Origin of the sequence: Hydrogenovibrio thermophilus (genome assembly GCF_004028275.1) — a bacterium.
Classification (GTDB): Bacteria; Pseudomonadota; Gammaproteobacteria; order Thiomicrospirales; family Thiomicrospiraceae; genus Hydrogenovibrio; species Hydrogenovibrio thermophilus.
The window spans coordinates 2,356,904-2,382,862 of record NZ_CP035033.1 but is presented as its reverse complement, the minus strand read 5'-3'; the positions used below and the strand labels follow the sequence as shown (position 1 = coordinate 2,382,862).

The window sequence follows — 25,959 nt, the reverse complement described above, 5'->3', positions numbered from 1 at the left end:
TAATCATTCGCTCCTTCCCGGCATAATATAATCTGAATTTTATAACCGCAGTTTTTGATAAAGGCGAAATACATGCGTCGAACAGCTCTGTTATTCCTGGCCACCTGTCTGTCCGCTTCGGCGGTGTGGGCGAGTGATGCCCCCGTGCAAAAAACGAAAAAGCCACCGGTTCCGGTCATCGCCTATGAAGTCAAGCCCATTGCCATCCCGGTGCATTTACAGGTATTGGGGCGACTGGAGTCGAAAGAGTCGGTCGACATTACCGCCAATGTCACCGAGCGGGTCAAAGCCCTGCATTTCAAGGACGGCGAGTTTGTCCGCAAAAGTCAGTTGCTAGTGGAGCTGAATGCCGAAGAGGAATTCGCGCTGTTGGAAGAAGCCAAGGAGGCGGCGGAAGAAGCCAAGCGCCAGTATGACCGGGTGAAAGAAATCGAAGGGCGCGGCACCGTGACCCGCTCGCTGATTGACGAACGTTATCGCCAGTGGAAAACCGCCGAAGCCAAACGAAAAGTGATTCAGGCGCAAATCGCCGACCGTCGTATTTATGCGCCGTTTGCCGGACAGGTCGGGTTGCGTAATATCAGTGTCGGTGCCTTGGTGCAACCGGGCACGAAAATCGTATCATTGGATGACACGCGCCAGATGCGTCTGGATTTGCTGCTGCCGAGCCGTTATCTGCGAGACTTGAAACTGGGGCAAACCGTGGAAATCGAATCGACCTCGTATCCGGGACGACGTTTCAGCGGTCAGCTGGAAGTGATTGCGCCGCGGGTGGACGAAACCATTCGGATGGTCAAAGCACGTGCCATGGTGGATAACCCTAAGGGCGAACTGAAAAGTCAGATGATGGTGCAGGCGTTCATTGAACTGCCAACGCAAGAACAACTGATGGTGCCGAACACGGCGATTTTGATGTTGGGCGATCGTCAGTTCGTCTATCGCATCGTGCCGGGCCAAAAACCGGATGTCTATAAGCTGGAACGGGTGGAAATCGAAACCGGTGAGCGCCGCAATCGCATGACCCAAGTGGTCAGTGGTCTGGAAACCGGCGAGTGGGTGGTGAGCCAAGGGCTGATGGGCATTTCCCTGAATCGGCCGGTGAGCATTAAGGCGATGCAGCAAGGACAACCGCAACCGGAGTTATTGAAAAAGTCCTCGTCCCAGTCGGCTGTGGATGTCTCGACGCCAGCGGGTGACCGCTAATGTGGTTGTCGGACACGTCCATTAAACGGCCTGTACTGGCCACGGTGGTCTCGTTGCTGCTGTTAGCGGTCGGGATGATGTCGTTTGATCGCATGAGCTTGCGGGAATATCCGAATGTCGATCCGCCGGTGGTGACCATCGACACTACCTATCTCGGGGCGTCCGCTCAGGTGGTGGAAAGCCGCATCACCAAACGCATCGAAGACCGCATCGCCGGGATTTCCGGTATCGAATACATGTCGTCCGAATCGACCGACGGCCGTTCCAAAATCACCGTGGAATTCAGCATCAACCGCGACATTGATGCGGCCGCCAACGACATTCGCGACCGGGTCTCGCGCATTGCCGATGACCTGCCGGTGCAAGCCGATCCGCCGGAAGTGGAGAAAGTGGATGGGGATGAAAGCCCGATCATGTGGTTCAACCTTGCCAGCGACAGCATGACCATCCCCGAACTGACCGACTTTGCCGAACGTTATATTGTGGACCGCTTTTCGGTGTTGGACGGCGTGGCACGGGTACGCATCGGCGGCGGGCAGTCTTTTGCGTTAAGGATTTGGCTGGATCCGAAAAAGATGGCCGAATACGGCGTGACCGCGTCGGAAATCGAGGCACAGATTCGTGCCTCGAATGTGGAATTGCCGGTCGGCTCGGTGCAGGGACAACACATTATGCTGACCTTGCTGGCCGATAAACCGTTGCAAACCGTCGAGCATTTCAAAAACCTGATCATCAAACAAAGTTCGCAAATCGGACAGATTACCTTACAGGATGTCGCCAACGTCTATATGGGCGCCATTGAGCGGCGTCGTTTCTTCAAAGGTAATGGCATGCCGATGGTCGGTATCGGCATTATCAAACAATCGAACGCCAATACCTTGAGTGTGGCGCAGTTGGCGCGAGAGCGTAAAACGCTGGTGAACGAATCCTTACCGGACGGCTTGGAGTTGAAAGACAGTTACGATGCGTCGGTGTTTGTTCAGGAGGCAGTGAACGAGGTGTATAAGACCTTGTTCATCTCGCTCGGGCTGGTGGTCTTGGTGATGCTGGTCTTCCTGAAAAACGTGCGTGCGGCACTGGTGCCCGCCGTGACCTTGCCGGTGTCGTTGATTGCCACCTTCTGGGTACTGTGGATGCTGGGCTTTTCCGTCAACCTGTTGACCTTGTTGGCGTTGGTGCTGGCGATCGGTTTGGTGGTGGACGACGCCATCGTGGTGCTGGAAAACACCCAGCGGCATTTGGATATGGGTTATCGACCGATTGCCGCCGCTTATTTAGGAACGCGGCAGGTCGGGTTTGCGGTCATTGCCACCACCATCGTGCTGGTGGCGGTGTTTTTGCCGATTGGGTTTTTGGAAGGTAATATCGGTCGGCTCTTTTCCGAGTTCGCCATCACTTTGGCGGTGGCGGTGCTGTTTTCCAGCTGGGTGGCGCTGACGCTGTCGCCGGCCTTGGCGTCCAATATCCTCAAGTCGACCAAAACCGCAAAAACCACCAGGCCTGGTGCGGCCCGTGCCCGTTGGTCGAATCACCATTTCTTCAAGAAATTTCTGATTAAGAACCTGCGTCATCCGATATGGGTGTGGGTGGCCTTTTTCACTGTGTTGGCGTCCCTGATTTATTATGCCCAGAAGGTACCGCAAGAATATGTGCCGAAAGAGGATCGTGGGGTCTTTTTCGTAATGGTGAAAGGGCCGGAAGGGGCCACTTTCGATTACATGCAAAGTTACATGACGGAAATCGAAAGCCGATTGATGCCGTTGGTGGAAAACGGCGAAGCCAAGCGTTTGATTGTGCGTGCACCGCGTTCTTTCAGCAACAGCGAAGTGTTCAATTCCGGTTTTGTAATCGTGGTGCTGGAGGACTGGGCCAAGCGACGGAACGGTTTTGACATCATGCAGGCGGTGCGCAAGGATTTGTCGGATTTGTCCGGCGTCAAAGCGATTCCGGTGATGCGTTCCAGTATCGGCGGTCGCATCCAGAAGCCGATTCAGTTTGTTATCGGTGGTTCTAGTTATGAGGAACTGGAAAAATGGAAAGGCTTGATGGACGATGCCATCGAGCAAACCAATCCGGGCTTAACCGGTTTGGATTGGGACTATCAGCCGACCAAACCGCAATTGCGCTTGAAAGTGGATTACGCGAAAGCACGCGCGCTGGGAATTTCGCATGAAGAAATTTCCGAGGCGTTGCAGATTCTGTTGGGGTCGAAAAAAGCCACGACCTTTGAATATAACGGCGAAGAATACGACATTCTGTTGAAAGCCGACCCGAAATGGTTCCAATCCCCGCAGGACCTGAATCAGATTTACCTGAGCTCGGACGACGGTTCGCAAATGATTCCGTTGTCGAACCTCGTATCGTTGACGGAAGATGCCACGGCCTCGAGTTTGAACCGTTATAATCGGGTGCGCTCGATTACCCTCTCGGCCAATTTGGTGGACGGCTATTCATTGGGCGATGGCTTGGCGTATTTGAACGATTTGGTTCGGGAGACCTTGCCGGCGCATGCGACCATCGAATACAAAGGCCAGTCGCGTGATTTCCAGAAGTCGTCCAGCTCATTGTATTTCGTGTTCATTTTCGGTTTGGTGGTGGTCTTTCTGGTGCTGGCGGCGCAGTTCGAGAGTTTTGTTCAGCCGTTTGTCATCATGCTGACGGTGCCGCTGGCGTTTGCCGGGGGGATTTTCGCTTTGCTGTTCTATGGCATGAGTTTGAATATCTACAGCCAAATCGCCTTGGTATTGCTGCTGGGGCTGGCAACCAAAAACGGTATCCTGATTGTGGAATTTGCCAATCAGTTGCGGGATAGGGGGATGTCGTTCTATGCGGCAATTGTTTCCGCCACCCAATTGCGTCTGCGGCCGATTTTGATGACGGCGTTCACCACCTGTGCCGGAACCGTTCCGTTGATTTTGTCGGAAGGCGCCGGGTCGGAGACCCGTCAGATTTTGGGGTATGTTCTGTTGTGGGGGGTGGCGTTTTCAACGCTGTTAAGCCTGTTCGTGGTGCCGGTGGCCTATGGCTTGATTGCCCGCCGTACCGGCTCGCCGCTGGCGAAAACCCATGAACTGGACGTTGCCTTGGCGGAACGCGCCGAGTCAAACGGTCAAGCAGAGAAGGCCTGATAGAATCAACTGGAGCGGCGAACACGGTTCGTTTTCGAACGCCGCGTTTGCCGAATGCGTTAACGTGTTTTGAATTGACCGATCAGCTCGGATAACTGGGTGGCAAAAAGATCCACTTCTTTGCTGGCCTGGTCGGTTTTGGCGGCGCCTTGCGCGACCGTGCCGGCGGTTTCGCGAATCTGGCTGACGCTGTCGTTGACCACGTCGGTTTGGTTGCGTTGGGTTTCCGCTGAATTCGCAATCTGAATGTTCATGTCGCTGATGGTTTTCACTGCGGAAGCAATGTATTCTAAAGAGCGTCCGGCTTCGTTGGCCTTGGTGACGCTGTTGTTGGCTTGTTCACGCCCTTGATTCATAATCTCGACCGCCTGTTGGGCGGCGTTCTGCAGATTCGCGATCATGGATTCGATCTTTTTGGCGGATTCCTGGGTTTTGCTGGCCAGGGTTCGTACTTCATCCGCCACCACGGCAAACCCACGACCGTTTTCTCCGGCACGGGCCGCTTCAATGGCGGCATTCAGCGCCAACAGGTTGGTTTGTTCGGCAATGTCTTTGATAACGTCCAAAACGGTGGCGATGTTTTCACTGTCTTCTTTCAGGTTCTGGATGGCGTGGGCCGTCTGTTCGACTTCGTTGGCCAGCGACTGAATCGCTGCGACCGTATCCAATACCACTTTCGAACCGTCCTGGGTGGCACTATTGGCTTTTTCAGCGGCTTCGGAAGCGGCAAACGTGTTATTGGTCATTTCGGTGACGGTGCTGGTCATGTTGTCGATGGCGGACACCACCATCTCAGTGCCTTGCTGCTGTTGGTTGACGCTGTTCTGGGTTTCGTGGGTAACGTGTACCATCTGCTCGGCCGATTGGTTCAACTTAGTCGAAACCTCGGCGATGCGGCTGATCATGCTGCGCAGGTTGCCGGACATCAGGTTGAAGCTGTTGGCCATATCCCCGATGAAATCGTGGCTGACCAGGCTGCACTTGTGCGACACGTCGTTGTTACTGATGGCGTTGGCCACTTCACCGATACGTTTGAGGCGGTTCAACAGCATGACATTCAACAGCCAGTAATTGAACAGCCCGATACTGATTCCGGCGATGATGCAGGACAAGATAAACCAGCCCAGCATGCCGGGTTTCCATTCGACGAACAAGTGCGCGAATATGGGGAAGAATACTCCCATGAAGAAACCGAAAGCGATGAAGGCCGAAAACATCCGTCGTAGGATGCTGGGTTTTTTAGTGTTCCACAAAAACATAATTGATTATCCGTGTCGTAATTGAACCTGAAAACAGGGTAAGCAAATTCGTTGCCAAAATTATGCAGTATTGATATTAGTGGTTGATTATATTACGAATTGTCTATTGATTAGGTGAAAATGCTAACAAATATTCATTTGAAAATCGACTTAATAACCTTAAACTGGAGTCAAGTATTTGAATGATTTCATCTTGATGCCATTCAAATCGTTGGACACTCTTGAACGGCTGTTCGCAATCGTTATTGAGTGTTCGGGTCAAGGGGCCGTTTTGCTCGGCTTGACGACAGCCAAGGCAATGAGTGCCCGAATCATGTCTGATGACAAGGAGGGAGTTATGCCACGTGCAATCTCAACGCATGCCCATCGTTTCGATGAGTATATGCCTTCGGGCGAACATCTCGTTTCCAAAGATGTACAGGTAAGTCAAGTCGGCAGCTGGTTGAAAAAAGGGTGGATGGACATCGCTCACGCCCCGTTGGCCTCGCTGTTTTACGGCTTGATGATGTTGTTTTTCATTCTGGCCATGGTGGCCACGTTCCGTCAAACCCCGTTTCTGTTATTTGCATTGGGAACGTCCGTGGTCATGATCGCGCCTTTCCTGGCGACCGGGCTTTATTCCATCGCCCAGCAGTTGGAGCAGGGACGAAAGCCGGATTTAATCCAGTCGATGTTTGTCTGGCGGCATAACCTGACCAATATTGCGTTGTTTGCCGTCTCGCTGGCGGTTCTGGTCTCCGTATGGACGCGGATTTCCGGGTTATTGGTCGCGGTGGTCAAGTCGCAATCGCTGTTGATTGTGGAAAAAGACATGGGCGCGCTCGGTTTCCTGATGTCGGAAGCGGGGCTGGAATTCCTGACGGTCTTCTTTATCGTCGGGGCCTTTGTGGCGGCGTTCGTGTTCGCCATCAGTGTGGTGACCATTCCGCTGATGTTGTCGGACCGTAAAGTCGGTTTCATCCAAGCCATGATCATGAGTTATAAAGTGACCATGGAACATAAAGGGGTGATGCTGGTATGGGCCTTGACTTTAGGGGTTCTGGTCAGTATCGGTGTGGCGACCGCCGGTGTGGCGATGGTGGTGATTTTGCCGCTGTTGGGTTACGCCAGTTGGCACGCCTTTAACGACTTGGTCGAGATTTCAGAGGAAGCATGACCAGGCCTGGCCATATTTGGAAATATGCCTAAAAAACAGCCCTTCTTCGGAAGGGCTTTTTTGTTTCAGTGTTTTATTCGTGTTCAGGGGCCTGTTTGGCCGTGCGCCATTTACGACGGTAGATATTCAGTGCCGCCAACACCAAAATGGTCAAACACGCCGCTTGCAGCCAGAACGGCACAGTGTCATGGTGAGCTTGCATGGTTGCGGTGAGGTTCCAGTCCCAGTAATTCAGGAGAGCATCGAACAGTAAGCCGGCGGCCAGGGCTGAAAAAACCGTGCCGGACAGGTAAAGCCACATGGTGCGGCGGCCGAGCAGTTTGGCGATGATGCCCAGTGTACCAATATTGGTGGCCGGGCCGGACAGCAGGAACACCAGTGCTACGCCGGGGGAGATGCCGGCCAGAATCAGCCCCACCGCTATTGGGGTGGATGCGGTGGCGCAAACGTACATGGGGATGCCGATGAGCAGCATGATGATCATGGCCAGCAGCCCGGAACCCCATTGGGTGAGAAAATCCGGCGGCAGATAGGTCTGCACCGCCGCGGCAAATACCAGCCCGAGTGTCAGCCAACCGATGATGTCGGCCAGCATGTCGTTAAAGGCGTAATGCAGCCCTTGCGTCGCGGATGTCAGCCAGCCGGAGGACGAAGGTTGAGGTGTTGAACCGCAGCAACTCGAGGTTGCGGGTTTCTCGTTACTTCCGTTGCTGCAACAACTGGATGTGGCTTCGCATTGGTCAGAAACCGGAGAGGTCGCGGCCGAACTCTCGGCGCGGGATGAACGATCGAACAACAAGACCAGTAAGCCGGTAAAAAAAGCCGAACCGAGGGCGCTGATGGCCCGCGTGACGGCCATGACCGGTCCCATTAGGGCATAGGTCACGCTGATGGAATCCACGCCGGTTTCCGGCGTGGAAATCAAGAAGGAGACGGTGGCCGGTTTGGAGGCGCCGGCTTGCCGTAATCCGACGGCGGCCGGCACGACGCCGCAAGAACATAACGGGAGTGGGGCGCCCAGTAGGGTCGCTTTGGCCACGCTGCCCAATGAATCACGTTTTAAATGTTTGTTGAGGAAGTCGGTTGGCAGCAGGACTTTCATCAGTCCGCCGAGAATCAACCCGAGCACCAGCCAGGGAGCGGACTCCAGAGCCAGAGACAGGAAATGGTCAAACAGGGTCATCAGGCCTCCTTGGGTAAGTGACCGGGTCGTTGGTCAGAGTCTTTTCGGTATCGGTACATCCTAGCAATTTCTATCGGGATGTGCCATTCAATGAACGACCGTTTGGTTTAATTATGATTGTAAATAAAAATACGTTTTGTTTGTATTTTAAAGCTGAGGCTTGGTATAGTAAAACTCGAGTGGGCTTAAATTTAGGCACTCATGTGAGCTCATTAAATGGGGAGTGGTATGTTCGTTGAGTGGATGGATGTGCTTCCTTTTCTGGTGTTGGCGATCGCGGCTTACGGGCTAGCGTTCGCTTTCTACAAACTGGTTCAGGATAAACGCGAATATCTGGTGCTGTACTTTCTATATGCATTCGTTTTGTTGACGTTTGTGTATTTTCTGTTCAGCGCGAAAATGCAGGCGGCCTCCAGCCAGCTGGTCATGATGGTCCTGCTGGTGGTTTTGGTGTCGGCGATTTTTGCGAAATTTTCCGTTTATGTGCACTCGCGTTGGCAACGGATGCTCAGACCCTGGGTTTGGGAAGTCGTCTATTTGGTGGTGTATTTCGTGACGATTTACGGAGTGTTGTTCTCGGTTTTGAAAGATAAATGGCTGTGGGTCTACGTCTAAGCCGGCCCGACGTTGAACGGATGCGGCCTTATCGGTCAAGGTTGCGCATCGATACCCAGTAAATATCGCCAACTCTTTTCTTATCACGGCGGGTTTTTTGTAAAATACGCGCCATGACTTTCGCTCTATTATCCAATCTCGTTTTATGAATGCCCCTTCGGTGATGGCGTCCGAGCGTGCAAATACGCCATTGGGCGTGTTGCAAAGCGTTTTCGGTTACGAAGTGTTTCGTTCGCACCAGGCCGATATCATCGAGGATGTCATGGCCGGTCAAGATTGCTTTGTGCTGATGCCAACGGGGGGCGGAAAATCCTTATGTTATCAAGTGCCCGCTATCTTGCGATCCGGGACGGCCATCGTCGTGTCGCCGTTGATTGCCTTGATGCAAGACCAAGTCAGTGCCTTGAAAGCCAATGGCGTCAAGGCCGCCTATTACAATTCCACGCTCGATGTCCAGACCGCCGATCAGGTGTTGATGCAGTTGCACACCGGACAGCTCGATTTGCTGTATGTTTCGCCGGAGAGGCTGTTCAACCACACGTTTTTGCAACAGCTTCAGCAGCTCCCCATCGCCTTGTTCGCCATTGACGAAGCGCACTGCGTGTCGCAATGGGGGCATGATTTCCGGCCCGAATACCGGCAAATCGGCCAGCTCAGAACGTTTTTCCCGCAGGTCCCCTTCATTGCGCTGACAGCGACGGCCGACGAAGCCACCCGTCAGGACATTTTGCAGCGGTTGCATTTACAGCAGCCAAAAGTTCACATCAGCAGTTTCGACCGTCCGAATATTCGTTATACCGTGCTGGAAAAACGTCAGCCGATGAAGCAGTTGTTACGGTTTTTAGAGGCGCGCGGCGAGGTGCAGGAAAGCGGTATTGTCTACTGCCTGAGCCGTAAGCGGGTCGAAGAGGTGGCGTCGCAATTGCAGGCCGGCGGTTATAACGCGCAGGCGTATCATGCCGGCTTGCCGGGTGAGGTTCGCCACAGCGTGCACCAGCGTTTCATCCGGGATGAGGTGGATATCGTGGTGGCGACGGTGGCGTTCGGCATGGGCATCGATAAGCCCAATGTCCGTTTCGTGGTGCATTACGATTTGCCGAAAAACATCGAAGGTTATTATCAGGAAACCGGGCGTGCCGGCCGGGACGGCCTGGCCTCCGAAGCCCTGTTGCTTTATGGCGCGCAGGATGTGGTCACGGCACGGCATTTTGTCGAAAATCAGCCGGATGAGCATCAGCGTCGGGTGGAAGGATTCAAGTTGAGCAGCATGGTGGATTTTGCCGAGTCGCAGACCTGTCGCCGTCGTGTTTTGTTGAATTATTTCAGCGAAGCCACCGACAGCGATTGCGGGAATTGCGACATTTGTTTGAACCCGCCCGAATTTTTCGATGCCACTGTTTCGGCGCAAAAAGCGCTTTCCTGTGTTTATCGGTTGAATCAGGGGTATGGTTTACGCCATGTGGTGGAAGTGCTGCGCGGCCAGGACAATGAACGAATCCGGCAATTGAACCATCAAGCGCTGAGTACTTACGGCATTGGCCGGGAGCATTCGGCGGCGGAATGGGACAGTATTTTGCGGCAATTGATTCATTTGGGCTACTTGCTGCAGGACATTCAGCAATATTCGGTCTTGCGGCTCACCGAAAAAGCCGGGGAGGTGCTGAAAGGGCAGGTGTGCTTGCAGTTGGCCAAACCCCGTAATCCAATCGGAAAAACCACCAGGCCTGGTGGAAAACAGCAAAAAGCGGATTTGTCCCGTGTGGAGCTGGAACGTTTCGAAACTTTGCGACGCTTGCGAAAAGAGATTGCCGACAGTGAAGAACGCCCGGCATATCAGGTGTTCGGCGATGCGGCGCTCATCGAGATGGCGCAGCGGATGCCGCAAACAGATGCCGAGCTGCTGCAAGTCAGTGGCGTGGGTGAAAGTAAGTTGGCGCGTTATGGCTTTGAGTTTCTGGCGGAACTCCGTCGATTGCAACAAGCGTGACCGTACTGGATTTAAAATATGCACGAAATGTGCAAACTAGTTTGGTACAGATTGTACGATTTCATTTGGCGATTTGCTTAGTCTAATAATTTATTTTAAATCAACTTGTTAGTTTAGTTCTGTTCGCTCGGTCTGTTGCGAATAACGATTCCTTATTCTTCTATATAAAAACAATTATCAATATTTTTTGCATTTTTATTGAAATAAGTAAGGCTTTTTATTTAAAATGCCAATCAATCTCAATTAGATTTGATTTTGTATTTTATTTTTACTGGAGAAACGACTTAAATGAAATTGCAACGACTCTTCGCAACCGGCTTGTTAACGGCGGCCGTCGCTTTGGGCAATGTCGCTCAAGCGGATGAAAACCTGTTGGGTTACACCACCGGCGCGGAAACCTTGCCGGAAGGCGCTAAAGAAGCTTATCTGTGGATCACCCAGCATGGTGGTAAGCGCCGTGGAACTTATAACATGCAAGCGGTGCGCGCGGAGTTGGAATATGGTTTGACGAACCGGACGTCGATTGCCGGTTACATCAACGGTTATCGTCATGACTACGATTGCGGTGCCGGATGTGCCGGTCCGACCGGCGATGAAGAAATCAGCGGCAGCAAAAACGATTTTCAGTTGAGTGGGGTATCGGCCGAAATCAAGCACATGGTGTTGTCGCCTTATGCCGATGATTTGGGTCTCTCGCTTTACGGTGAGTTGACATACGACACGGTGGACTCCATATACCGGTGAAAAAGGTGAAGGTTGGGCGTTGGAAACCAAATTGATTCTGCAAAAGCCGTATATGGACGGGCAATTGCAGTGGGTGACCAATATCGAGTTGGAAATGGAAACCTGGAAGACCGACGGTGAGAAAGGCACGGAAATGGCCGTGGCACCGCGACTGCGTACCGGTGTGGCTTATCGCTTCGCGCCGAACTGGTATGTCGGAGCCGAGGGCTGGGTGGATCAGGAGATGTTGGATCCGGCCGACGGGACTTGGGAGTTCGATCATTGGGATGTGTTTGCCGGCCCGAGTATTCACTATGGTGCTAAAGCTTGGTGGGCCACTCTGACGTATGCGCAACAGATTGTGGGCACGGATGAAAGTGACGATAACCGCAATGGCTTGCACTTGGCGGACCATGAGAAATACGAGTTGCGTCTGAAGCTGGGTTATAACTTTTAAGGAGCCTTCATGTCGTCATTCAACCCTTGGTTGATCTTGCCGGTGGCCGCTATTGTGCAGCCGGCATTTGCGACCGAATATTTAACGATACCGCAGGCACAACAGGCTTTGTTTGCCGAGGCGAGTGCTTTCCAGAAACATTTCTTGCACTTCAGCGATGAAGATAAAGATCGGATTGAAGAGGTCAGCGATGTCCGGCAACGCTGGGACGAACAACAAATCTGGCGTGCCGAGAAGGACGGCCAATTCCTGGGGTGGTTCCTGGTTGATAAGGTCATCGGCAAGCATGAATACATTACCTATGCAGCGGCCATTTCACCGGAAGGCGATGTGATCGGCATCGAAATCATGGACTATCGGGAAACTTACGGTGACGAAGTCCGGGAAGCGTCCTGGCGTGAACAGTTTGTGGGAGCGGATGCCTCCAGCCGACTGAAGTTCAATAAAGACATCACCAATATCGCCGGTGCCACCTTGTCCTGCCGTAACGTCACCAATGGCGTGAAACGCCTACTGGTCATCCACTCTCAGCATTTGAAATGACGTGGTCCAAACGCATGCGTCCGATGATGGGCACTTTTGTCGAAGTCGGGTTTGACTCGGCGGTGGTATCGGACGTGGCGTGGGTGTTTCAGCGCGCCTTTCAAGCCTTGGAAGAAGTGGTGTCTTTAATGAGTTTCCACGATGTGAACAGCGACCTCAGCCGAATCAATGCTCAGCCCGGCCAATGGGTGAGGGTGCAGGCGCCAACGGTGGCGTTGCTGCAACGGGCCAAGCAGCTGATGCTGGATTCGGATCACCTGTTCAATTGTACGGTGGGCGGGTATCTGGTTCGAGACGGTATTTTGCCGGAACACGAGGGTTATGCTTCGGCGTTGCCGGTCGGCCGGGCCGAGGACTTAGACATCGACGGCGAAGCGGTTCGGTTGCGGCGTCCGGTGTTGGTGACGTTGGACGGCATTGCCAAAGGGTTTGCCGTGGATCGCGCCGTGAATGCCATGCAGGCGTGTGGTGTTGAAAACGGCTGGGTGAATGCGGGCGGGGATTTACGCTGTTTCGGGGCGGTGACTTTGCCGGTGGCATTGCGGACGTCGGATGGTTATCAGACGTTGACGTTGCAAAACGCGGCCTTGGCTTGCTCGAATACGTCGCACAGCGAGGATTTTCCGTCGAAAATTTTTCACAGCGATGGCGGTTCTCCGGATGATGTCGAGATTTCGGTTCAAGCCGATTCTGCCTGGTTGGCCGACGGTGTCACCAAGGTGTTGGCTTTGGCTGAACCCGAAGCCCGTTCCGCGCTGGCAAAAAAATTAGGCGCCCGTCATCTAAGCCTTTAAAATGCTCGACATGCGTTTTTAAGAGTGTGATTTCAGAGAGGCAAGAATGAAAGGATATCCACCGTATTTTTTGGGCACGCTGATGTTGACCGTGGTCGTGGTGTTCGTGACCGGGTTGTTACTGATTCCGAGTTTGTTTACGTTCCGTCTTGATATCGATTGGTTCAGTGATTTTCCGAATAGCTGGCGCACGCCTTCCGCGACGTTGCACACCGGCATGAGTCTGTTGTTTTTGATGCTGGTCGGGGCGTTATGGAGCATTCACATGCGCTCGGGCTGGGCGCGTAAGTTGCAACGGGTCAGTGGCGGTTTGCTGGTCGGTAGCCTCTTGGTGTTGACGCTAAGTGCGTTGGGGATTTTCTATTTCGGAGATGAAGATTGGTCGATGGCCGCCAGCATCATCCATTTGGTGTTGGGAGGTGTTATGGGGCTGATGTTTGTGTGGCACTGGCAGAAAGGCCGCCGTTTGTTGATGGCGCGTTAAGATGGTGTCGTCTCAATTGCAGGGAATGCATATCTGGGTCGATGCGGACGCTTGCCCGGCCGTGATTAAAGAGATCCTGTTCAAAGCCGCAGTGCGCACCGAATGCCCGACGACGTTGGTGGCGAATCATGTCATACGCGTGCCGTCTTCACCTTGGTTGCATTTTTTGCAGGTGGCGAAAGGCTTCGATGTGGCGGACAATGAAATCGTCCGGCGGGTTTCGCCCGGCGATTTGGTGGTCACGGCCGATATTCCGCTGGCGGCGGAAGTGATCGCCAAAGGCGCTCATGCTTTGAATCCTCGAGGGGAGCTGTATCAAACCAGCACCATTCAGCAGAAGCTCGCGATGCGGGATTTTATGGAGTCCATGCGTTCCAGCGGAGTGGAAGTCGGTGGCGGTCCGCCGCCCTTGAATCAAAAAGATCGTCAGGCGTTTGCCAATCATCTTGATCGGTTGCTGGCGGCGCACCGCAAGCGGATGGCATCGTCTGAGGATTAAATATCAACCGGTCGGTATGGAAACGTGATTTCAGCCAGGCCTGGATGTTTCTACAATTGGTCTGCTAGTGCGTCGATGTGTGCCAAAAGTTCGTTTTTCATGCTGTTGAGGTGGTGCAATTCGGCGATGGCATCTTCCTGCTTGCCATGACGTTTGAGCTCGATGATCAATTCGCCCAGGTAATGGACCTGGCTGTGCACTAAATGAATCGCTTCCAGTCGTTCTGTATCCTGAATCATTTCCGGCCCTTTGGCATTGAGCCATTGACCGAAACCGCAACGTGATAACTCCAGTGGTGGCGGGGCGTCGACTTGGTCGTGCACGAATTTATGCAAGGTGTTGATCCAGGAGCGATGTTCGGTGGCGGCGGCAATCAGGGATAAATCCCGTTTGTCGAGTTTTTCGACTTGGTGCCAGTGTGGTGCCGGTTGCCATTGTGCTATCCAGTCCGGGATTTCCGCCGGAGGCATGGGGCGGCTGATGTGATAGCCCTGTGCCATGTTGCAGCCTAGTTTGAGCAGTAGGGTGGCCTGTTCGTCGGTTTCCACCCCTTCGGCGATGACGTCCAGATTAAAGGCATCGCCCATGCCGATGATACTCTCCATAATGGACAAGCTTTGCGGTTCGGTGTGCAGGTCTTTGACGAAACTTTGGTCGACTTTCAATTCCGTGACCGGCAGGTGCTTGAGGTAGGTCAGAGACGCATAGCCGGTTCCGAAGTCGTCGATGGAGAAGTTGACGCCCAATTTGGTGCTGCATTCCGTCATGGTTTTCGAGACGCTGAAAATGTCTTCCAGAGCGGAGGTTTCCAATATCTCCAGCGTCAGGTTACGCGCCGGAATGTCCGGGTAACGGTTCAGTACGTCACCCAAGCGTGGAATGAAATCCGGTTCCTGCAACAGTTCGCCTTCAAGGTTGATGCTGAGGTTGATGTCCAGTCCGAGTGTTTTCCATTGCTGCATCTGTTTCATGGCGGCTTCGATGACCCAGAAGCCGACGTCGATGCTGAGCGGGTGGTCGCGTAGCAATGGCAAGAAAGCGGCTGGCGACAACAGGCCTTTTTCCGGATGTTGCCAGCGTATCAGGGATTCAAAACCGAGTACATGGCCTTCCCGCAGGTGAATCTTCGGCTGGAAATAGAGGCGGAGCTCGTCGTTTTTGACGCCTTGTTCCAAAGCCATCAGTTCCTGGGTTTGTGCCATGCTGCCGAGGGTTTTTTCGTCGAACACATACACCTGGTTTTTGCCTTTCATTTTGGCTTGATACATCGCTTGGTCGGCTTGACGGATGATTTGGTCGGCGTCCAAATCGTTTTGCTGGTTATAGAAGCTGGCGCCGATACTGGCGGAGACCTTGAGCAGGTTGTCTTCGAAGGTCATCGATTTATTGGCATCTTCGAGCAAGCGTTGCAATAAGGCGTCGGTTTCGCCGGTATCTTCGATGTCGAGAATTACCGCCACGAACTCGTCGCCGCCGATACGGGCGATGGTGTCTTCTTCACGCAAAGCCTTTTTGAAGCGTTTGGCGATGGTAATCAGCAGTTCGTCACCGGCTTGATGGCCGTAAAGGTCGTTGATGGCTTTAAAGCCGTCCAGGTCGATGAACAGCACCGCCAGATTCAATTGGTGGCGTTTGGAGTAGGTGATGGCCTGGTTCAGACGGTCGGCCAGCAGTGTGCGGTTCGGTAGGCCGGTCAAGGCATCGAAATGGGCGATGTACTCAAGTTGCGACTGTTGTTTTTTCTGGGTGGTGATGTCCGAAAACAGCGCGATGAACTCTTTCGGCGAGCCGTTTTCATCCAGAATCGAGCTGACGGTCATTTTTTCCGGATAGATTTCGCCGTTTTTACGACGGTTCCAGATTTCGCCGGACCAGGTGCCTTGGTCGAACAGTTCGCGCCAAAGTTCGGCGTAAAACGTTTTATCGTGTTTTCCCGAGCTGAGAACGCGTGGGGTTTCACCTAATACTTCCTCTTTACTGTAGCCGGTGATGCGGGTGAAGGCATCGTTGATATTGAGGATACGACCTTGGCGGTCGGTGATGAGGATCGCCTCTTGAGAGTGGCGGAAAACGTTGGCGGCCTGAATCAGGTCGTGCTCGGTTTGAATTTTATCGGTGATGTTTTCAATCAAACCGTCAATGGATGTCAAGCGACTCTGGTCATCCAGCACCGTATGCTGCATGACCTTGATGGCGCGTTCGTCGCCTTGCGGTGTGTTGAAGGTCAAGTCGAGCGTGTTTTCGTTTTCGTGCTGGGACACTAACTTGTCGAGGGCTTTTTTCAGGTTCTGTTGGCTGTCGTCCTGCCAGTGGATGCCCGCCAGAATGTTGGTTTTGAGCAGGGCGTTTTTGGGTTGGCCGAAAATGTCTTTGGCGCTGTCACTGATGTAAGTGATGCGGCCGGTGTCCGGCTCCAAGCTGAAAACGCAATAATCCCGGCCGATTTCGTCGACAAGACGTTCGTATTGCTCTTGCTGGGATTCAATCTGTTGTTGGTCGCGTTTGCGTTGAATCATGCGCCAGAGCTCATAAGCGATCAGTTCGGCGGCTTCTTGGTCCATGTCGGAATAAGCTGTTGATTTGTCGGCCAACCCTAAAATCATGACGACCTGCTGGTTGGCGACCACAGGGATGATCAATAGCTTTTTCGGTGTAAAACCATCCGAAAAGTCGGCGTCTTCAAGGGTGGTGACGTCGTTCAAAATCATCGATTTCCGGTTCTGCAAGACGGCTTGGCAAAAGGTGCGTTCCGTCAGCTTGATCTGTGCCAGTTGCTCGGACGAAAAACGTTCATATGTGGCTGAGGACCAGAAGGAGAGTGGCTGGTCCGGTGTGAATTCATCCAGAATGCGCACAAAACCGAGTCGGCTTTCGGTGAGTTCTTCCGTCAAGTTCAGGGCATAACGAATCAATGATTTTTTGGACAAATTATCCACATTAGCCGGCAATTTCAGCAATATCTGGTCGCGTTGGGACTTGAAGTCCAACAGGGCTTCCTGTTGTTTGATTTGGGTAATGTCGGTGTGAGTGCCCGACACCTTCAAAGGTCTTTGGTCGGCGCTCCATTCAATGACTTTCCCTTGTGACAGAATCCAAACCCAACTGCCGTTTTGGTGACGCATCCGGGTCTCCACCTGATAGAAATCGGTTTCCCCGCTGAAGTGATTACGCAAAGCGCTTTGCAAGGCTTTTTGGTCGTCCGGGTGGGTGAGCTCTTGGCGGTTTTCGAAGGTGAATTCTTCATAGGCCTGGACGTCGTAGCCCATGATTTTCGACCACATATCGGTGTTGAAGTGAACTTTATCGGAAGGGACGTCCCATTCCCAGGTCACCGAGTGGGTGGCGTGCAATACATTACTGAGTTTAGTGGATTGCGCCTGGATACGATTGGCTGCCGTGGCGATACGCTGGCTGAGCAGGCTGATGCGTAAAAACGCGGCAATCAAAGCCAGGAATAAAATGAATGCCGCCAGAATTTCGAAGGCGTAGTTTTTCCAAACCATGTTCCAGGTCAGTTCGGGTGGTTTGTCATACGGTTCGAGGTGCAGTTCGCGCAGCAGATTTTCAACCGGCAAGTAGTCCAGTGGTGGAACAAACCCGGCAATGCGTGCGGCTTGAGACGTTGGACTGTCCGGGGTGAGGGAAAACAAGGCAACGGAGAGTTTGCGCACCATGGCGTCATCCACATGGGTCAGTGCCACGAATGGCCATTCGGGATAAAGCGGCGTGGACACCATGAAAGGAAAATGATCAAACTGCCGGGCGTTTAACACGGTAATCTGGTCCGGAGATAACAGGCCCTGATCAATCATGTTTTCCAGTATCCCGGTTCGGACAAAACCGGCGTCGGCCTGGCCGTTCAGGACGGCTTCCACCACCTTGTCGTTCTGACCGACGCGCAGGAACTTCATTTGTTGGGAGGGGATTCCCAATTGTTGCGTTTCATAAATCGGAATGCGGTAGGCACCTGCATTATTGAAGGAAGGTGTGGCAATGGTTTTTTTCGACAAATCGGTAATGGACTGAATGTCTTGTCGGGTGGCCAGAGTAAAGATCACTCCGCCTAATTGTGCTGTCGGTTGCCCGCTGTAGTTGGTTTGCAGTGTGGCAATGGCGCCACTCAAACGGTTTTCATTGCGGACGATTTCATACAGGCTCGGATTAACAAGCAGCAGATCGAGTTTTTCCTGTCGCAACGCCTGACGCAGATCCCGGTGGTTGAGTACCGCCAGTTGAATATTGGTATGACCGAGTTGTTGGCTGAGGTAATCGGCCAGCGGTTGGTATTGCTGGTAAACCTTTTCCGGCGTGAGGTAGGCGTAAACGCCGAGGGTCAGGGTTTGCTGTGCATGACTGGTGAGGTAAATCAGGCTTAATGCGGTAAACATCAACGTCTGACTGGCCATGCGGGTTCGGCTTTGGATTCGGTGCGATAAACGAGCGATAGCGCGCGCGATGGGCAGGGGTATCGGCATGACGTTGGTTTTCGTATTTGACAGTGTTAGTTATTGATTTGCAAAAAATTTTATCACGGCTAAACTCTTTGGTCAGTCTTTAATTGTGTAAAATTTGTGGACCCTATGCCGTGCATACGCAATTTCGCCCATTTGATTTCGCCTCATATAAAGCCAGATCGATACGGTGCAGTAATTGCTCCAGGGTTTCATGGGTATCCAGTTCGGCCACCCCCAAACTGATGGTGAGGTGCGGTAGAGATGCTTCCTGAATGCGTTCGACTCGCTTGCGCAACCGTTCCGCGATTTCCTTAGCCTGATTGAGTGGATGATGTGCCAGCACGATCATGAACTCTTCGCCGCCGACTCGGAAAAACACGTCGGATTCGCGCAACTGTGTCGACAAGGTGTCGACCACGGTACGAAGCGCGACATCGCCCGTTTGGTGTCCGTAAACGTCGTTGACCTTTTTGAAATGGTCAATGTCGAAAAAAATCAATGATAAGGGGTGGCGATGACGTTTCGCCAGAGAGATTTGTTGTTCCATGTAATCGTTGAAAAAGCGCCGATTGCCGATCTGGGTCAACTCGTCGATGCGGGATTGTTCCAACAGTTGTTCGCTGAGCGCTTCAAGCTCGGTGATGTCAACCAGCACCACGACAGCCAGATTGCTACCAGGTAGGAGTGTATGGGCCTTTAATTTGAAAATGTAGGTTTCTCCGTGCAGGACACATTTGGCTCTGTGAATATCGTTCCGGTGTTCAAGTAAATAGTCCAGCCAGAGTTGGTCGCCCATGTATTTTTGCAGGAATCCGTCTTCTTCGACAAAGTAATCGCAAATGCAATCGCGTTTGTCGGTACGGAAATTATCAAAGTGATTGTAGAGCTGTTGGTTGGCATCAATCAAACGTTCGCCATTCGATACCAGTACGATTTCTTCTTCGGCATTAATGATGCGCTGGAAATAATCGCGTTGTTTTTTAATGAGAAAAGTGACCAGGCCTGATAGCAATAATAATGTCAGGGTGATGTTGGCGATTAAGGTGATGTTTTTGGTGGTTAAGAGTTCCGCGCCGGCATCCAGGCGGTGAGTGGCTTCCAAGGGGTAGAATGCCAGTAGCGTACCCTGTGGTGCTTTATTCAGGTTTCGTAGCGGGATCGCAACCACCAGTTTATCCTGCCAGACCGTGGGGCGGGCGTTTTGGCTTGTCCAACGATGTAGGTCTGCGCCGGTGATTTGCTTCATCAGCGTCGGGTTAGGGTCCAGGTTGGCGATATAGAAACCGCCTTTACGGTGTTCGCTGAACGGGTGTTGCATGGTTTGCGCAAGTTCGGGCGGCACGACGGCCAGGGTTTGGATGTGCTTGCCTTCAAAATAGCGTTGAATCGAATTGAAGTGCGAAATTAAGCACAGAAAACCTACGCGTAGCTTCTGGTGGAAAATCGGTGTGGTGATGCGAATCGTTAAATCGAAAGAATCGGTGATGATGTCTTTTCGCGGAGCCTGTAGCAACTTCAGCTCAGAAACAGGCGCATCGTTGGTACTTTCTTTCGTCCAGTTTCGGTAAACGATGTCGCCATCCGAATCCATGACCTGTACCCAAAGATTTTTATAATTGGATTTTTGGGTGATTTGCGCAATCAAATCGTTGAAGGCCTGGTATTGAACGTCGTTGTGCTCGGCCAGCAGGTGACTGACATCATTCGCCAGAGTCAACGCGATGGCCGTGGAAGCCGCTTGTTTTTCACTAATTTGGTGATAGAGGTCCTGAGAAAGCGTTTGGACGATGTTTTGGTGGCGAAGGGTTTCAATCTGCTCGTTAATTCGGCTGATCCAATAGTAACTGGTTATTTGAATCAGAACCAATAGGCCCAGTGTCAGGAGCAGTAGACGCTTATGTCGTACAATCGAGTCAAACAAAGGGGCATCCTTTCTCGCCTAAGTAAGGGGGGGTAAAAGCATTTTACCAAAATAACCACACAACAAAAGTGTTTCCTAGTGGTTCTTAAAGTTTATTCTTTTGAATCTTAAGAAGGCCGGTTTAGAGCTTTGATACTGTAGATGTCGTATCGCGTATTCGGGCTTTGCACCGTGGCATTCGGCTCGGGACCTTTTAACGCTGGCGCGCCTTTGGGGCGTTTGACGACCACGCGCTTTTCGGCGGTATGCAAAGCCGCCGCCAGTAACGCTTCACTGTCCAAGTCGGGGCCAACGAGGGCTTGCAAGGCCTGCATGTCCTTTTTCGCGGCGGCCTTTTTCTTTTCCGGGTACATCGGGTCAAGGTAAATGACATCGACGTTCGGCCGTTCCGCGCGTAAATAGTCGGCCGCATCGGCGCACACCAGTGACATGCGCTCCACAATTTGACGGATGTCCTCCGGTACGTCGGGTTGCTGGCCGCGTTCCAACGCATCGGCCAGTAACGCGGCGACGATAGGCGAGCGTTCCACCAAGGTGACGTCGCACCCCAGGCTGGCGAAGACAAAGGCGTCGCCGCCCATGCCGGCGGTAGCGTCCAGTATGCGTGGGCGATCCTGAATGGCCACGGCTTTCGCCAGAGGTTGGCCTTTGCCACCGCCGAATTGGCGGCGATGGTTCTTTTTGCCGCCGACGAAATCGACGTAAACCGGACCGCTGGTCGGCGGGAACAAGGCCAGTTTGAACGTTTGCGTTTCGGACAAGGCTTTGGGATCCGGCCACCAGCCGAGAGCAAAATCGTTTTGGGCGTTTGATTCCTCGTTTAACGGTAAATTTAAACGTTGTGCCAAGGCTTGCGCTTTGTCTGGGCAAGGTTCGGCGTTGACGGAAAGGGTGTGCGGCATGGGACGGGCGTTCAGCTGAACAAGGCCCGGAGCCGGGCCTTGTTTCAATTATGCGTTTTCGCCGAAACCGAAGTGTTCGGTAACGTAATCAATGTCCTTGTCGCCACGACCGGACAAGTTGATGAGCAGGGTGCTGCCCGGATTCTCTCGGCCGTGCTTCATGGCCCAGGCCACGGCGTGCGAGCTTTCCAAGGCCGGGATAATGCCTTCCATGCTGGACAGTTTGTAGAAGGCGTCCAGGGTTTCCTGGTCGGTCACGCCGTGGTAGTTGACCTTGCCTTCGGTTTTCAGGAAGGAGTGTTCCGGTCCGACGCCTGGATAATCCAAGCCGGAGGCGATGGAGTGAACCGGCGCCGGGTTGCCTTCGTCGTCGGACAATAGCATGCATTTAAAGCCGTGAATCATGCCCGGTTTGCCGTATGTCATGGTGGCGGAATGCTCACCGAGTTTGGTGCCTTTGCCCAGCGGTTCCACGCCGTTCAGTGTGACGGTTTCGTCTTCGATGAACCCGGCGAACATGCCCATGGCGTTGGAGCCGCCGCCGACACAGGCACCGACTTGATCCGGCAATTCGCCGACCATTTCCAAGTATTGTTCACGGGCTTCGTGGCCGACCACGGATTGGAAGTCGCGCACCATCATCGGGAAGGGATGCGGCCCCACCACCGAACCGATGGCGAACAAAGCAGTGTCGGCTTGCGGTACGTAAGATTGGAAAGCGGAATCGACAGCTTCTTTCAGGCTACGCCCGCCAAACGAGACCGGCACGACCGTTGCGCCCAGCAATTTCATGCGGGTGACGTTCGGGGCTTCCTTGGCGATGTCGATTTCGCCCATGTGGATTTCGCACTCCATCCCGAAATAGGCGGCGGCGGTCGCCAAAGCCACGCCGTGTTGACCGGCGCCGGTTTCGGCAATCAGTTTGGTTTTGCCCATGTGTTTGGCCAGCAGCGCTTCGGCCATGCAGTGATTCAGTTTGTGCGCGCCCGAGTGGTTGAGGTCTTCGCGTTTCATGTAAATATGCGCGCCGACTTCTCGGCTCAGGTTGCGGGCGTAATATACCGGTGTGGGGCGGCCTTGATAATGTTTGCGAATGTATTTCAGCTCATTCAAAAAATCCGCCGAGCGCCCGAGGTTCAGGTACGCCTGATTGATTTCGGCGAAATGCGGTTCCAGCTCCGGCGGCAGAAAGGCGCCACCGAAGTCTCCAAAATAACCTTCGGCATTGGGGAAATTTTTCAAATAAGACATGTCGACTCCTGCGGATGTTTTTATGATTCTGGTTAAGCTGAACTTGTGTCTGCAAAGGCTATAAGGATACACTGGCCGGCGAAAGATGAAAATAGTCGAATGGTAAAAATGGCCAGGCCTGGTCAAATTTTAAGGAATGCATCGCGGTGTCGAAACTGGAAACCTTGTTAACCGAAATTCGTGGATGCCGAGCCTGTGAAGCGCATCTGGAACCGAATCCGGTGGTGCAGGCCGGCGAACACAGTCGCATCCTCGTGGTCGGTCAGGCGCCGGGGCGAAAGGTGCATGAAAGCGGCTTGCCCTGGAACGATGCCAGCGGTGATTTGTTGCGCGAATGGTTGGGGGTGGACGACACGGTGTTTTACGACCCGGCCTGGTTTGCGCAAATGCCGATGGGATTGTGTTATCCGGGCAAGGGACGCAGCGGGGATTTGCCACCGCGCAAGGAGTGCGCGCCTTTGTGGCACGAGGCCTTGAAAGCACAGATGCCGCAGATTCAATTGACCTTGTTGATTGGTCAGTATGCCCAAAAACATTATCTCGGCCCGGCTTATAAAGGGTCGTTGACGGAAACGGTTCGCGCTTATCGCGAGTTTTGGCCCGATATTATCCCGTTGCCACACCCGTCCCCTTTGAACCGTCATTGGCTGAAAAAGAACCCTTGGTTTGAACGGGAGGTGTTGCCGGATTTACGCCGACGGGTGGCGTCGGTGTTGGCAACCTGAGGTTACAGCACCCTTTGCGATGTGGCTTTCATGGCTTTTGCAGTGAGGTCTGCGATTTGCGGGATTTTATCGCCGGTCAGATGTGCGACGCTGATGCGAATTGCTTTTGAGGTGCGGATGCGGAAGGCCTGGCCGGATTGCACCGCAATGCCCTCCGCGGAAAACACCTGTAACGCGAGGGCTTCGTCCTGCACCGGCACCCAGAAGTGCAGTCCTTCCCGAACCGAAAGCCGTATCTGATGATTTTGCATGGCTTGGACAAACAACCGACGGCGGTTCTCGTATTCCTGGGCGACCGCGTCGAAAGCGTTGTCGTCGATCATTTTTTGCCAAAGGTGGGCGGTCAGGCGTTGTAACAACAAACTCACCCAGCGTGGTCCGGCCAGTTGGTGCTGTTTGAGTTCTGCCATCAAGCGCGTGTTGCCGGTGGCTATGCAGAGTCTTAAATCGGGGCCGAGGGCTTTGCTGACCGACATCAGGTAAAACCAGTTTTTCGGTAAGTCGTCGGACAAGTCCGGCAGCGGCTGCTTGGACAGCGGCCCCCAGTAGTCGTCCATAATCAAGGTGATTTTCGGGTTGCCTTCCAGAAATTGTTTCCATTCCTCGAAGCGTTGCGGCGACAGGCTGATGCCGGTGGGGTTGTGGGCGCGTAAGGTCAAAATCACACCGGCCACATCCTGATGCGATGCATCGGGCACCCGTGCGCCGTCTTCGTCCAAATCCAGCGGGATGGCTTTGAGGTGGAGGTTTTTCAGTAATGCGATGACCGGCGGCCAGCAAGGGTCTTCCACCAAAACGCTCGCACCGGGGCGGACGCGCTGGCGCAGGATGCGTTCCATGGCATCGAGTGTGCCGGAAAAAAAGCCGATTTTGTCATGCGGAATCCGTTGCGCCGCCAACCACTGTTTGGATAACGCCAACAATGCGTCGTCGTCACGGTTGGCTTCATAACCGATTTGGTCGGTTTGTTGGCTGAACCAGTCGGCTTCCGGTTTTGGCAGTAAAGCGACGTCGACATTGCCGCTGGCGAAGTCTTCCAGTCCGGTCGGAAAACTGACCGACAAATCCAGTTGCGCCGGTGGCGGTGCCACTTGAGAACCTTTTCGACCGTTGGTGACAATCATTCCGGCGGCACGCAGGTTACGATAAGCGGTGGCCACTGTGCTGGGGTTAACCGACATGCGTGTGGCCAGCTCACGAACAGTGGGCAGCGGCGTGCCGGGTGGCAGGTCGCCATTTTGGATTTGCGTTTCCAAGTGATTGGCGATGCTTGCGGCGTTGAGGGTTTTTCTATATGATTCCATACAAGTAGTTTATTGTATTAAAACAAAACTATCAACTGGGGCGAGTCGCGTGTCGAGTTCTCACGAGGAAAAGGCGGAATTATGATAATCGGTAAAGTGGCGGCGGTTTTGGTCGGACGCGTGGCAGCGTTGGGTGAGGCGGCGGAAAGTGGCATTGACAAACACCCGGTGTCCGGCCCGGTGATGGCCGAACCCTTGGGGTTGGTCGGAGATCAACAAGCGGATTTGCGTGTGCATGGCGGCCCGGATAAAGCGGTGCATGTGTATCCGGCGGCGCATTATGCTTTCTGGCAAACCCAGATTGATTCGCCATTATTGGCCAGGCCTGGTGCGTTTGGGGAGAACCTGTCGGTGTCAGGCCTGGTGGAATCCGATGTGTGTTTCGGGGATGTTTGGCAGATCGGTTCCGCCCGTTTTGAGGTGTCGCAGGGACGCCAGCCTTGCTGGAAACTGAATCTGCGCTTCGGGGTGGCGGATATGGCACAACAGGTTCAGAACAGTCTGAAGGTCGGGTGGTATTTGCGTGTGTTGGAATCGGGAAACGTGCAGGCCGGAGACGAGGTCGAATTGTTGGCGCGGTCGTATCCCGATTGGAGCATCGAGCGCATCATGCGGGTGTTTTATCGGGATGGTTTAAACGTTTCTGAATTGGAAGCCTTATTGGACTTGCCGCTGCCGTCGTCCTGGCATCGCACGTTGCAAAAGCGGTTGGCGTCCGGCAAACTGGAAAATTGGCAACCGCGCTTATTCGGCCACTGACATCAATTTAATAATTACTCCAATAGGTTGTCTTGCGGTGGCGGGGTGGCCTGGCGCTGCGATTTTTCATACTCGCTCAACACCTTTTGCGCGATTTCTCGGCCCCAGGCCTGGCCGGCTTGCATCGATTCCCGTGCGATTTTCGGCTGTACCTTCAAGAGTTTCTGGCCGGTGGGAGTTTCGTAAAACGCATTGATTTTTTGAACGTCTTCTTCGTTCAGGTATTTTTGGTATATCGGAATCACCAGGGCGTTGATCTGCTCCGGGTTAATCTCTTTCATAAAACTGTCCCAGAAATCATCCGGTGCATCCGGCACCAGTTTTTTCAACATCGGAATCATCTGCTGTACGATCTGGCGGGACATTTGCGTCGAGCCGGTGGTCTCCATCAACTGTTTAACGCTGTCGGTAGTGGCGGGTTCCGCGAAGGCGGACGGCAAGTGCAAAGAGAGCGTTAAAAACGGCAAGGCGAGCAATTTTTTCATGGTTTGAATCCCGGTTGGCAGTGAAAGGTCATCTCAAGGCCATCTTAAAGGGTGCGTTGCCGTCTGGCAAGATAAGTGCCCTTAAGAAAATTAATCCGTTTTATGGAGTGATAATTTTTTTTATTTA

The 25,959-nt window shown here is 53.2% G+C and carries 21 protein-coding genes; 13 read left to right on the top strand and 8 right to left on the bottom strand.

Features of this window, described 5'->3' with window-relative positions:
• Positions 1-72 precede the first annotated feature (72 nt).
• The gene (locus EPV75_RS11120) at positions 73-1,203 is read left to right on the top strand and encodes an efflux RND transporter periplasmic adaptor subunit (protein WP_128385435.1); all 1,131 of its coding nucleotides are present in this window, start codon (positions 73-75) and stop codon (positions 1,201-1,203) included.
• Positions 1,203-4,331: an efflux RND transporter permease subunit gene (locus EPV75_RS11115; RefSeq protein WP_128385434.1), complete on the top strand. Its 3,129-nt coding sequence runs from the start codon at positions 1,203-1,205 to the stop codon at positions 4,329-4,331. The genes EPV75_RS11120 and EPV75_RS11115 overlap by 1 nt, the downstream gene beginning before the upstream one ends.
• A 59-nt stretch (positions 4,332-4,390) precedes the next feature.
• Here the strand turns inward: EPV75_RS11115 and EPV75_RS11110 are convergent, their stop codons facing one another.
• Complete coding sequence (locus tag EPV75_RS11110) at positions 4,391-5,590, bottom strand: methyl-accepting chemotaxis protein (RefSeq protein WP_128385433.1); 1,200 nt, start codon at positions 5,588-5,590, stop codon at positions 4,391-4,393.
• A 337-nt stretch (positions 5,591-5,927) separates the two neighbouring features.
• On the opposite strand from EPV75_RS11110, the gene EPV75_RS11105 reads away from it, so the two are divergent.
• Positions 5,928-6,746 carry a DUF2189 domain-containing protein gene (locus EPV75_RS11105; protein WP_128385432.1) on the top strand — a complete coding sequence of 273 codons (819 nt, stop codon included), beginning with the start codon at positions 5,928-5,930 and terminating at the stop codon, positions 6,744-6,746.
• A 73-nt stretch (positions 6,747-6,819) separates the two neighbouring features.
• Here EPV75_RS11105 and EPV75_RS11100 read toward each other — a convergent pair whose 3' ends face one another.
• Positions 6,820-7,929, bottom strand: a complete 1,110-nt coding sequence (locus tag EPV75_RS11100) for an SO_0444 family Cu/Zn efflux transporter (RefSeq protein ID WP_128385431.1) — start codon at positions 7,927-7,929, stop codon at positions 6,820-6,822.
• 228 nt (positions 7,930-8,157) lie between these two features.
• On the opposite strand from EPV75_RS11100, the gene EPV75_RS11095 reads away from it, so the two are divergent.
• The 8 genes from EPV75_RS11095 to EPV75_RS11065 all read left to right on the top strand — a co-directional run bounded on the left by EPV75_RS11095 (position 8,158) and on the right by EPV75_RS11065 (position 14,031).
• Positions 8,158-8,544 carry a hypothetical protein gene (locus EPV75_RS11095; RefSeq protein ID WP_128385430.1) on the top strand — a complete coding sequence of 129 codons (387 nt, stop codon included), beginning with the start codon at positions 8,158-8,160 and terminating at the stop codon, positions 8,542-8,544.
• Between the two features lie 145 nt (positions 8,545-8,689).
• Entirely contained in the window at positions 8,690-10,531 is a 1,842-nt protein-coding gene (gene recQ / locus EPV75_RS11090) for a DNA helicase RecQ (protein WP_225972329.1), read from the top strand.
• A gap of 288 nt (positions 10,532-10,819) precedes the next feature.
• Positions 10,820-11,275, top strand: a complete 456-nt coding sequence (locus EPV75_RS12350; RefSeq protein WP_225972328.1) for a DUF6662 family protein — start codon at positions 10,820-10,822, stop codon at positions 11,273-11,275.
• A 19-nt stretch (positions 11,276-11,294) separates the two neighbouring features.
• Positions 11,295-11,711 carry a DUF6662 family protein gene (locus EPV75_RS12345; RefSeq protein ID WP_225972327.1) on the top strand — a complete coding sequence of 139 codons (417 nt, stop codon included), beginning with the start codon at positions 11,295-11,297 and terminating at the stop codon, positions 11,709-11,711.
• 9 nt (positions 11,712-11,720) lie between these two features.
• Positions 11,721-12,254 carry an FMN-binding protein gene (locus EPV75_RS11080; RefSeq protein ID WP_128385429.1) on the top strand — a complete coding sequence of 178 codons (534 nt, stop codon included), beginning with the start codon at positions 11,721-11,723 and terminating at the stop codon, positions 12,252-12,254.
• The gene (locus EPV75_RS11075; protein WP_128385428.1) at positions 12,251-13,048 is read left to right on the top strand and encodes an FAD:protein FMN transferase; all 798 of its coding nucleotides are present in this window, start codon (positions 12,251-12,253) and stop codon (positions 13,046-13,048) included. The genes EPV75_RS11080 and EPV75_RS11075 overlap by 4 nt, the downstream gene beginning before the upstream one ends.
• A 46-nt stretch (positions 13,049-13,094) precedes the next feature.
• Positions 13,095-13,532, top strand: coding sequence for a hypothetical protein (locus EPV75_RS11070; protein WP_128385427.1), 438 nt, complete (start codon positions 13,095-13,097; stop codon positions 13,530-13,532).
• Positions 13,533-13,557: 25 nt separating this feature from the next.
• Positions 13,558-14,031 carry a YaiI/YqxD family protein gene (locus EPV75_RS11065; RefSeq protein WP_029938968.1) on the top strand — a complete coding sequence of 158 codons (474 nt, stop codon included), beginning with the start codon at positions 13,558-13,560 and terminating at the stop codon, positions 14,029-14,031.
• 50 nt (positions 14,032-14,081) lie between these two features.
• Here the strand turns inward: EPV75_RS11065 and EPV75_RS11060 are convergent, their stop codons facing one another.
• From EPV75_RS11060 to trpB, 4 genes are all read right to left on the bottom strand, one after another.
• Entirely contained in the window at positions 14,082-18,506 is a 4,425-nt protein-coding gene (locus tag EPV75_RS11060; RefSeq protein ID WP_128385426.1) for an EAL domain-containing protein, read from the bottom strand.
• Between the two features lie 103 nt (positions 18,507-18,609).
• Positions 18,610-20,406, bottom strand: a complete 1,797-nt coding sequence (locus EPV75_RS11055; RefSeq protein WP_128385425.1) for a sensor domain-containing diguanylate cyclase — start codon at positions 20,404-20,406, stop codon at positions 18,610-18,612.
• 107 nt (positions 20,407-20,513) lie between these two features.
• A complete protein-coding gene (locus tag EPV75_RS11050) occupies positions 20,514-21,308 on the bottom strand; it encodes a class I SAM-dependent methyltransferase (RefSeq protein ID WP_128385424.1) in 795 nt (264 codons plus the stop codon).
• Between the two features lie 48 nt (positions 21,309-21,356).
• Positions 21,357-22,559 carry a tryptophan synthase subunit beta gene (gene trpB / locus EPV75_RS11045; protein WP_128385423.1) on the bottom strand — a complete coding sequence of 401 codons (1,203 nt, stop codon included), beginning with the start codon at positions 22,557-22,559 and terminating at the stop codon, positions 21,357-21,359.
• Between the two features lie 146 nt (positions 22,560-22,705).
• On the opposite strand from trpB, the gene EPV75_RS11040 reads away from it, so the two are divergent.
• Entirely contained in the window at positions 22,706-23,284 is a 579-nt protein-coding gene (locus EPV75_RS11040) for a uracil-DNA glycosylase family protein (RefSeq protein ID WP_128385422.1), read from the top strand.
• Positions 23,285-23,286: 2 nt separating this feature from the next.
• Here the strand turns inward: EPV75_RS11040 and EPV75_RS11035 are convergent, their stop codons facing one another.
• Entirely contained in the window at positions 23,287-24,588 is a 1,302-nt protein-coding gene (locus tag EPV75_RS11035) for an aminotransferase class I/II-fold pyridoxal phosphate-dependent enzyme (protein ID WP_128385421.1), read from the bottom strand.
• An 81-nt stretch (positions 24,589-24,669) separates the two neighbouring features.
• On the opposite strand from EPV75_RS11035, the gene EPV75_RS11030 reads away from it, so the two are divergent.
• Complete coding sequence (locus tag EPV75_RS11030; RefSeq protein ID WP_128385420.1) at positions 24,670-25,347, top strand: MOSC domain-containing protein; 678 nt, start codon at positions 24,670-24,672, stop codon at positions 25,345-25,347.
• A 14-nt stretch (positions 25,348-25,361) separates the two neighbouring features.
• Here EPV75_RS11030 and EPV75_RS11025 read toward each other — a convergent pair whose 3' ends face one another.
• A complete protein-coding gene (locus EPV75_RS11025) occupies positions 25,362-25,832 on the bottom strand; it encodes a DUF2059 domain-containing protein (protein ID WP_128385419.1) in 471 nt (156 codons plus the stop codon).
• Between the last annotated feature and the right edge of the window lie 127 nt (positions 25,833-25,959).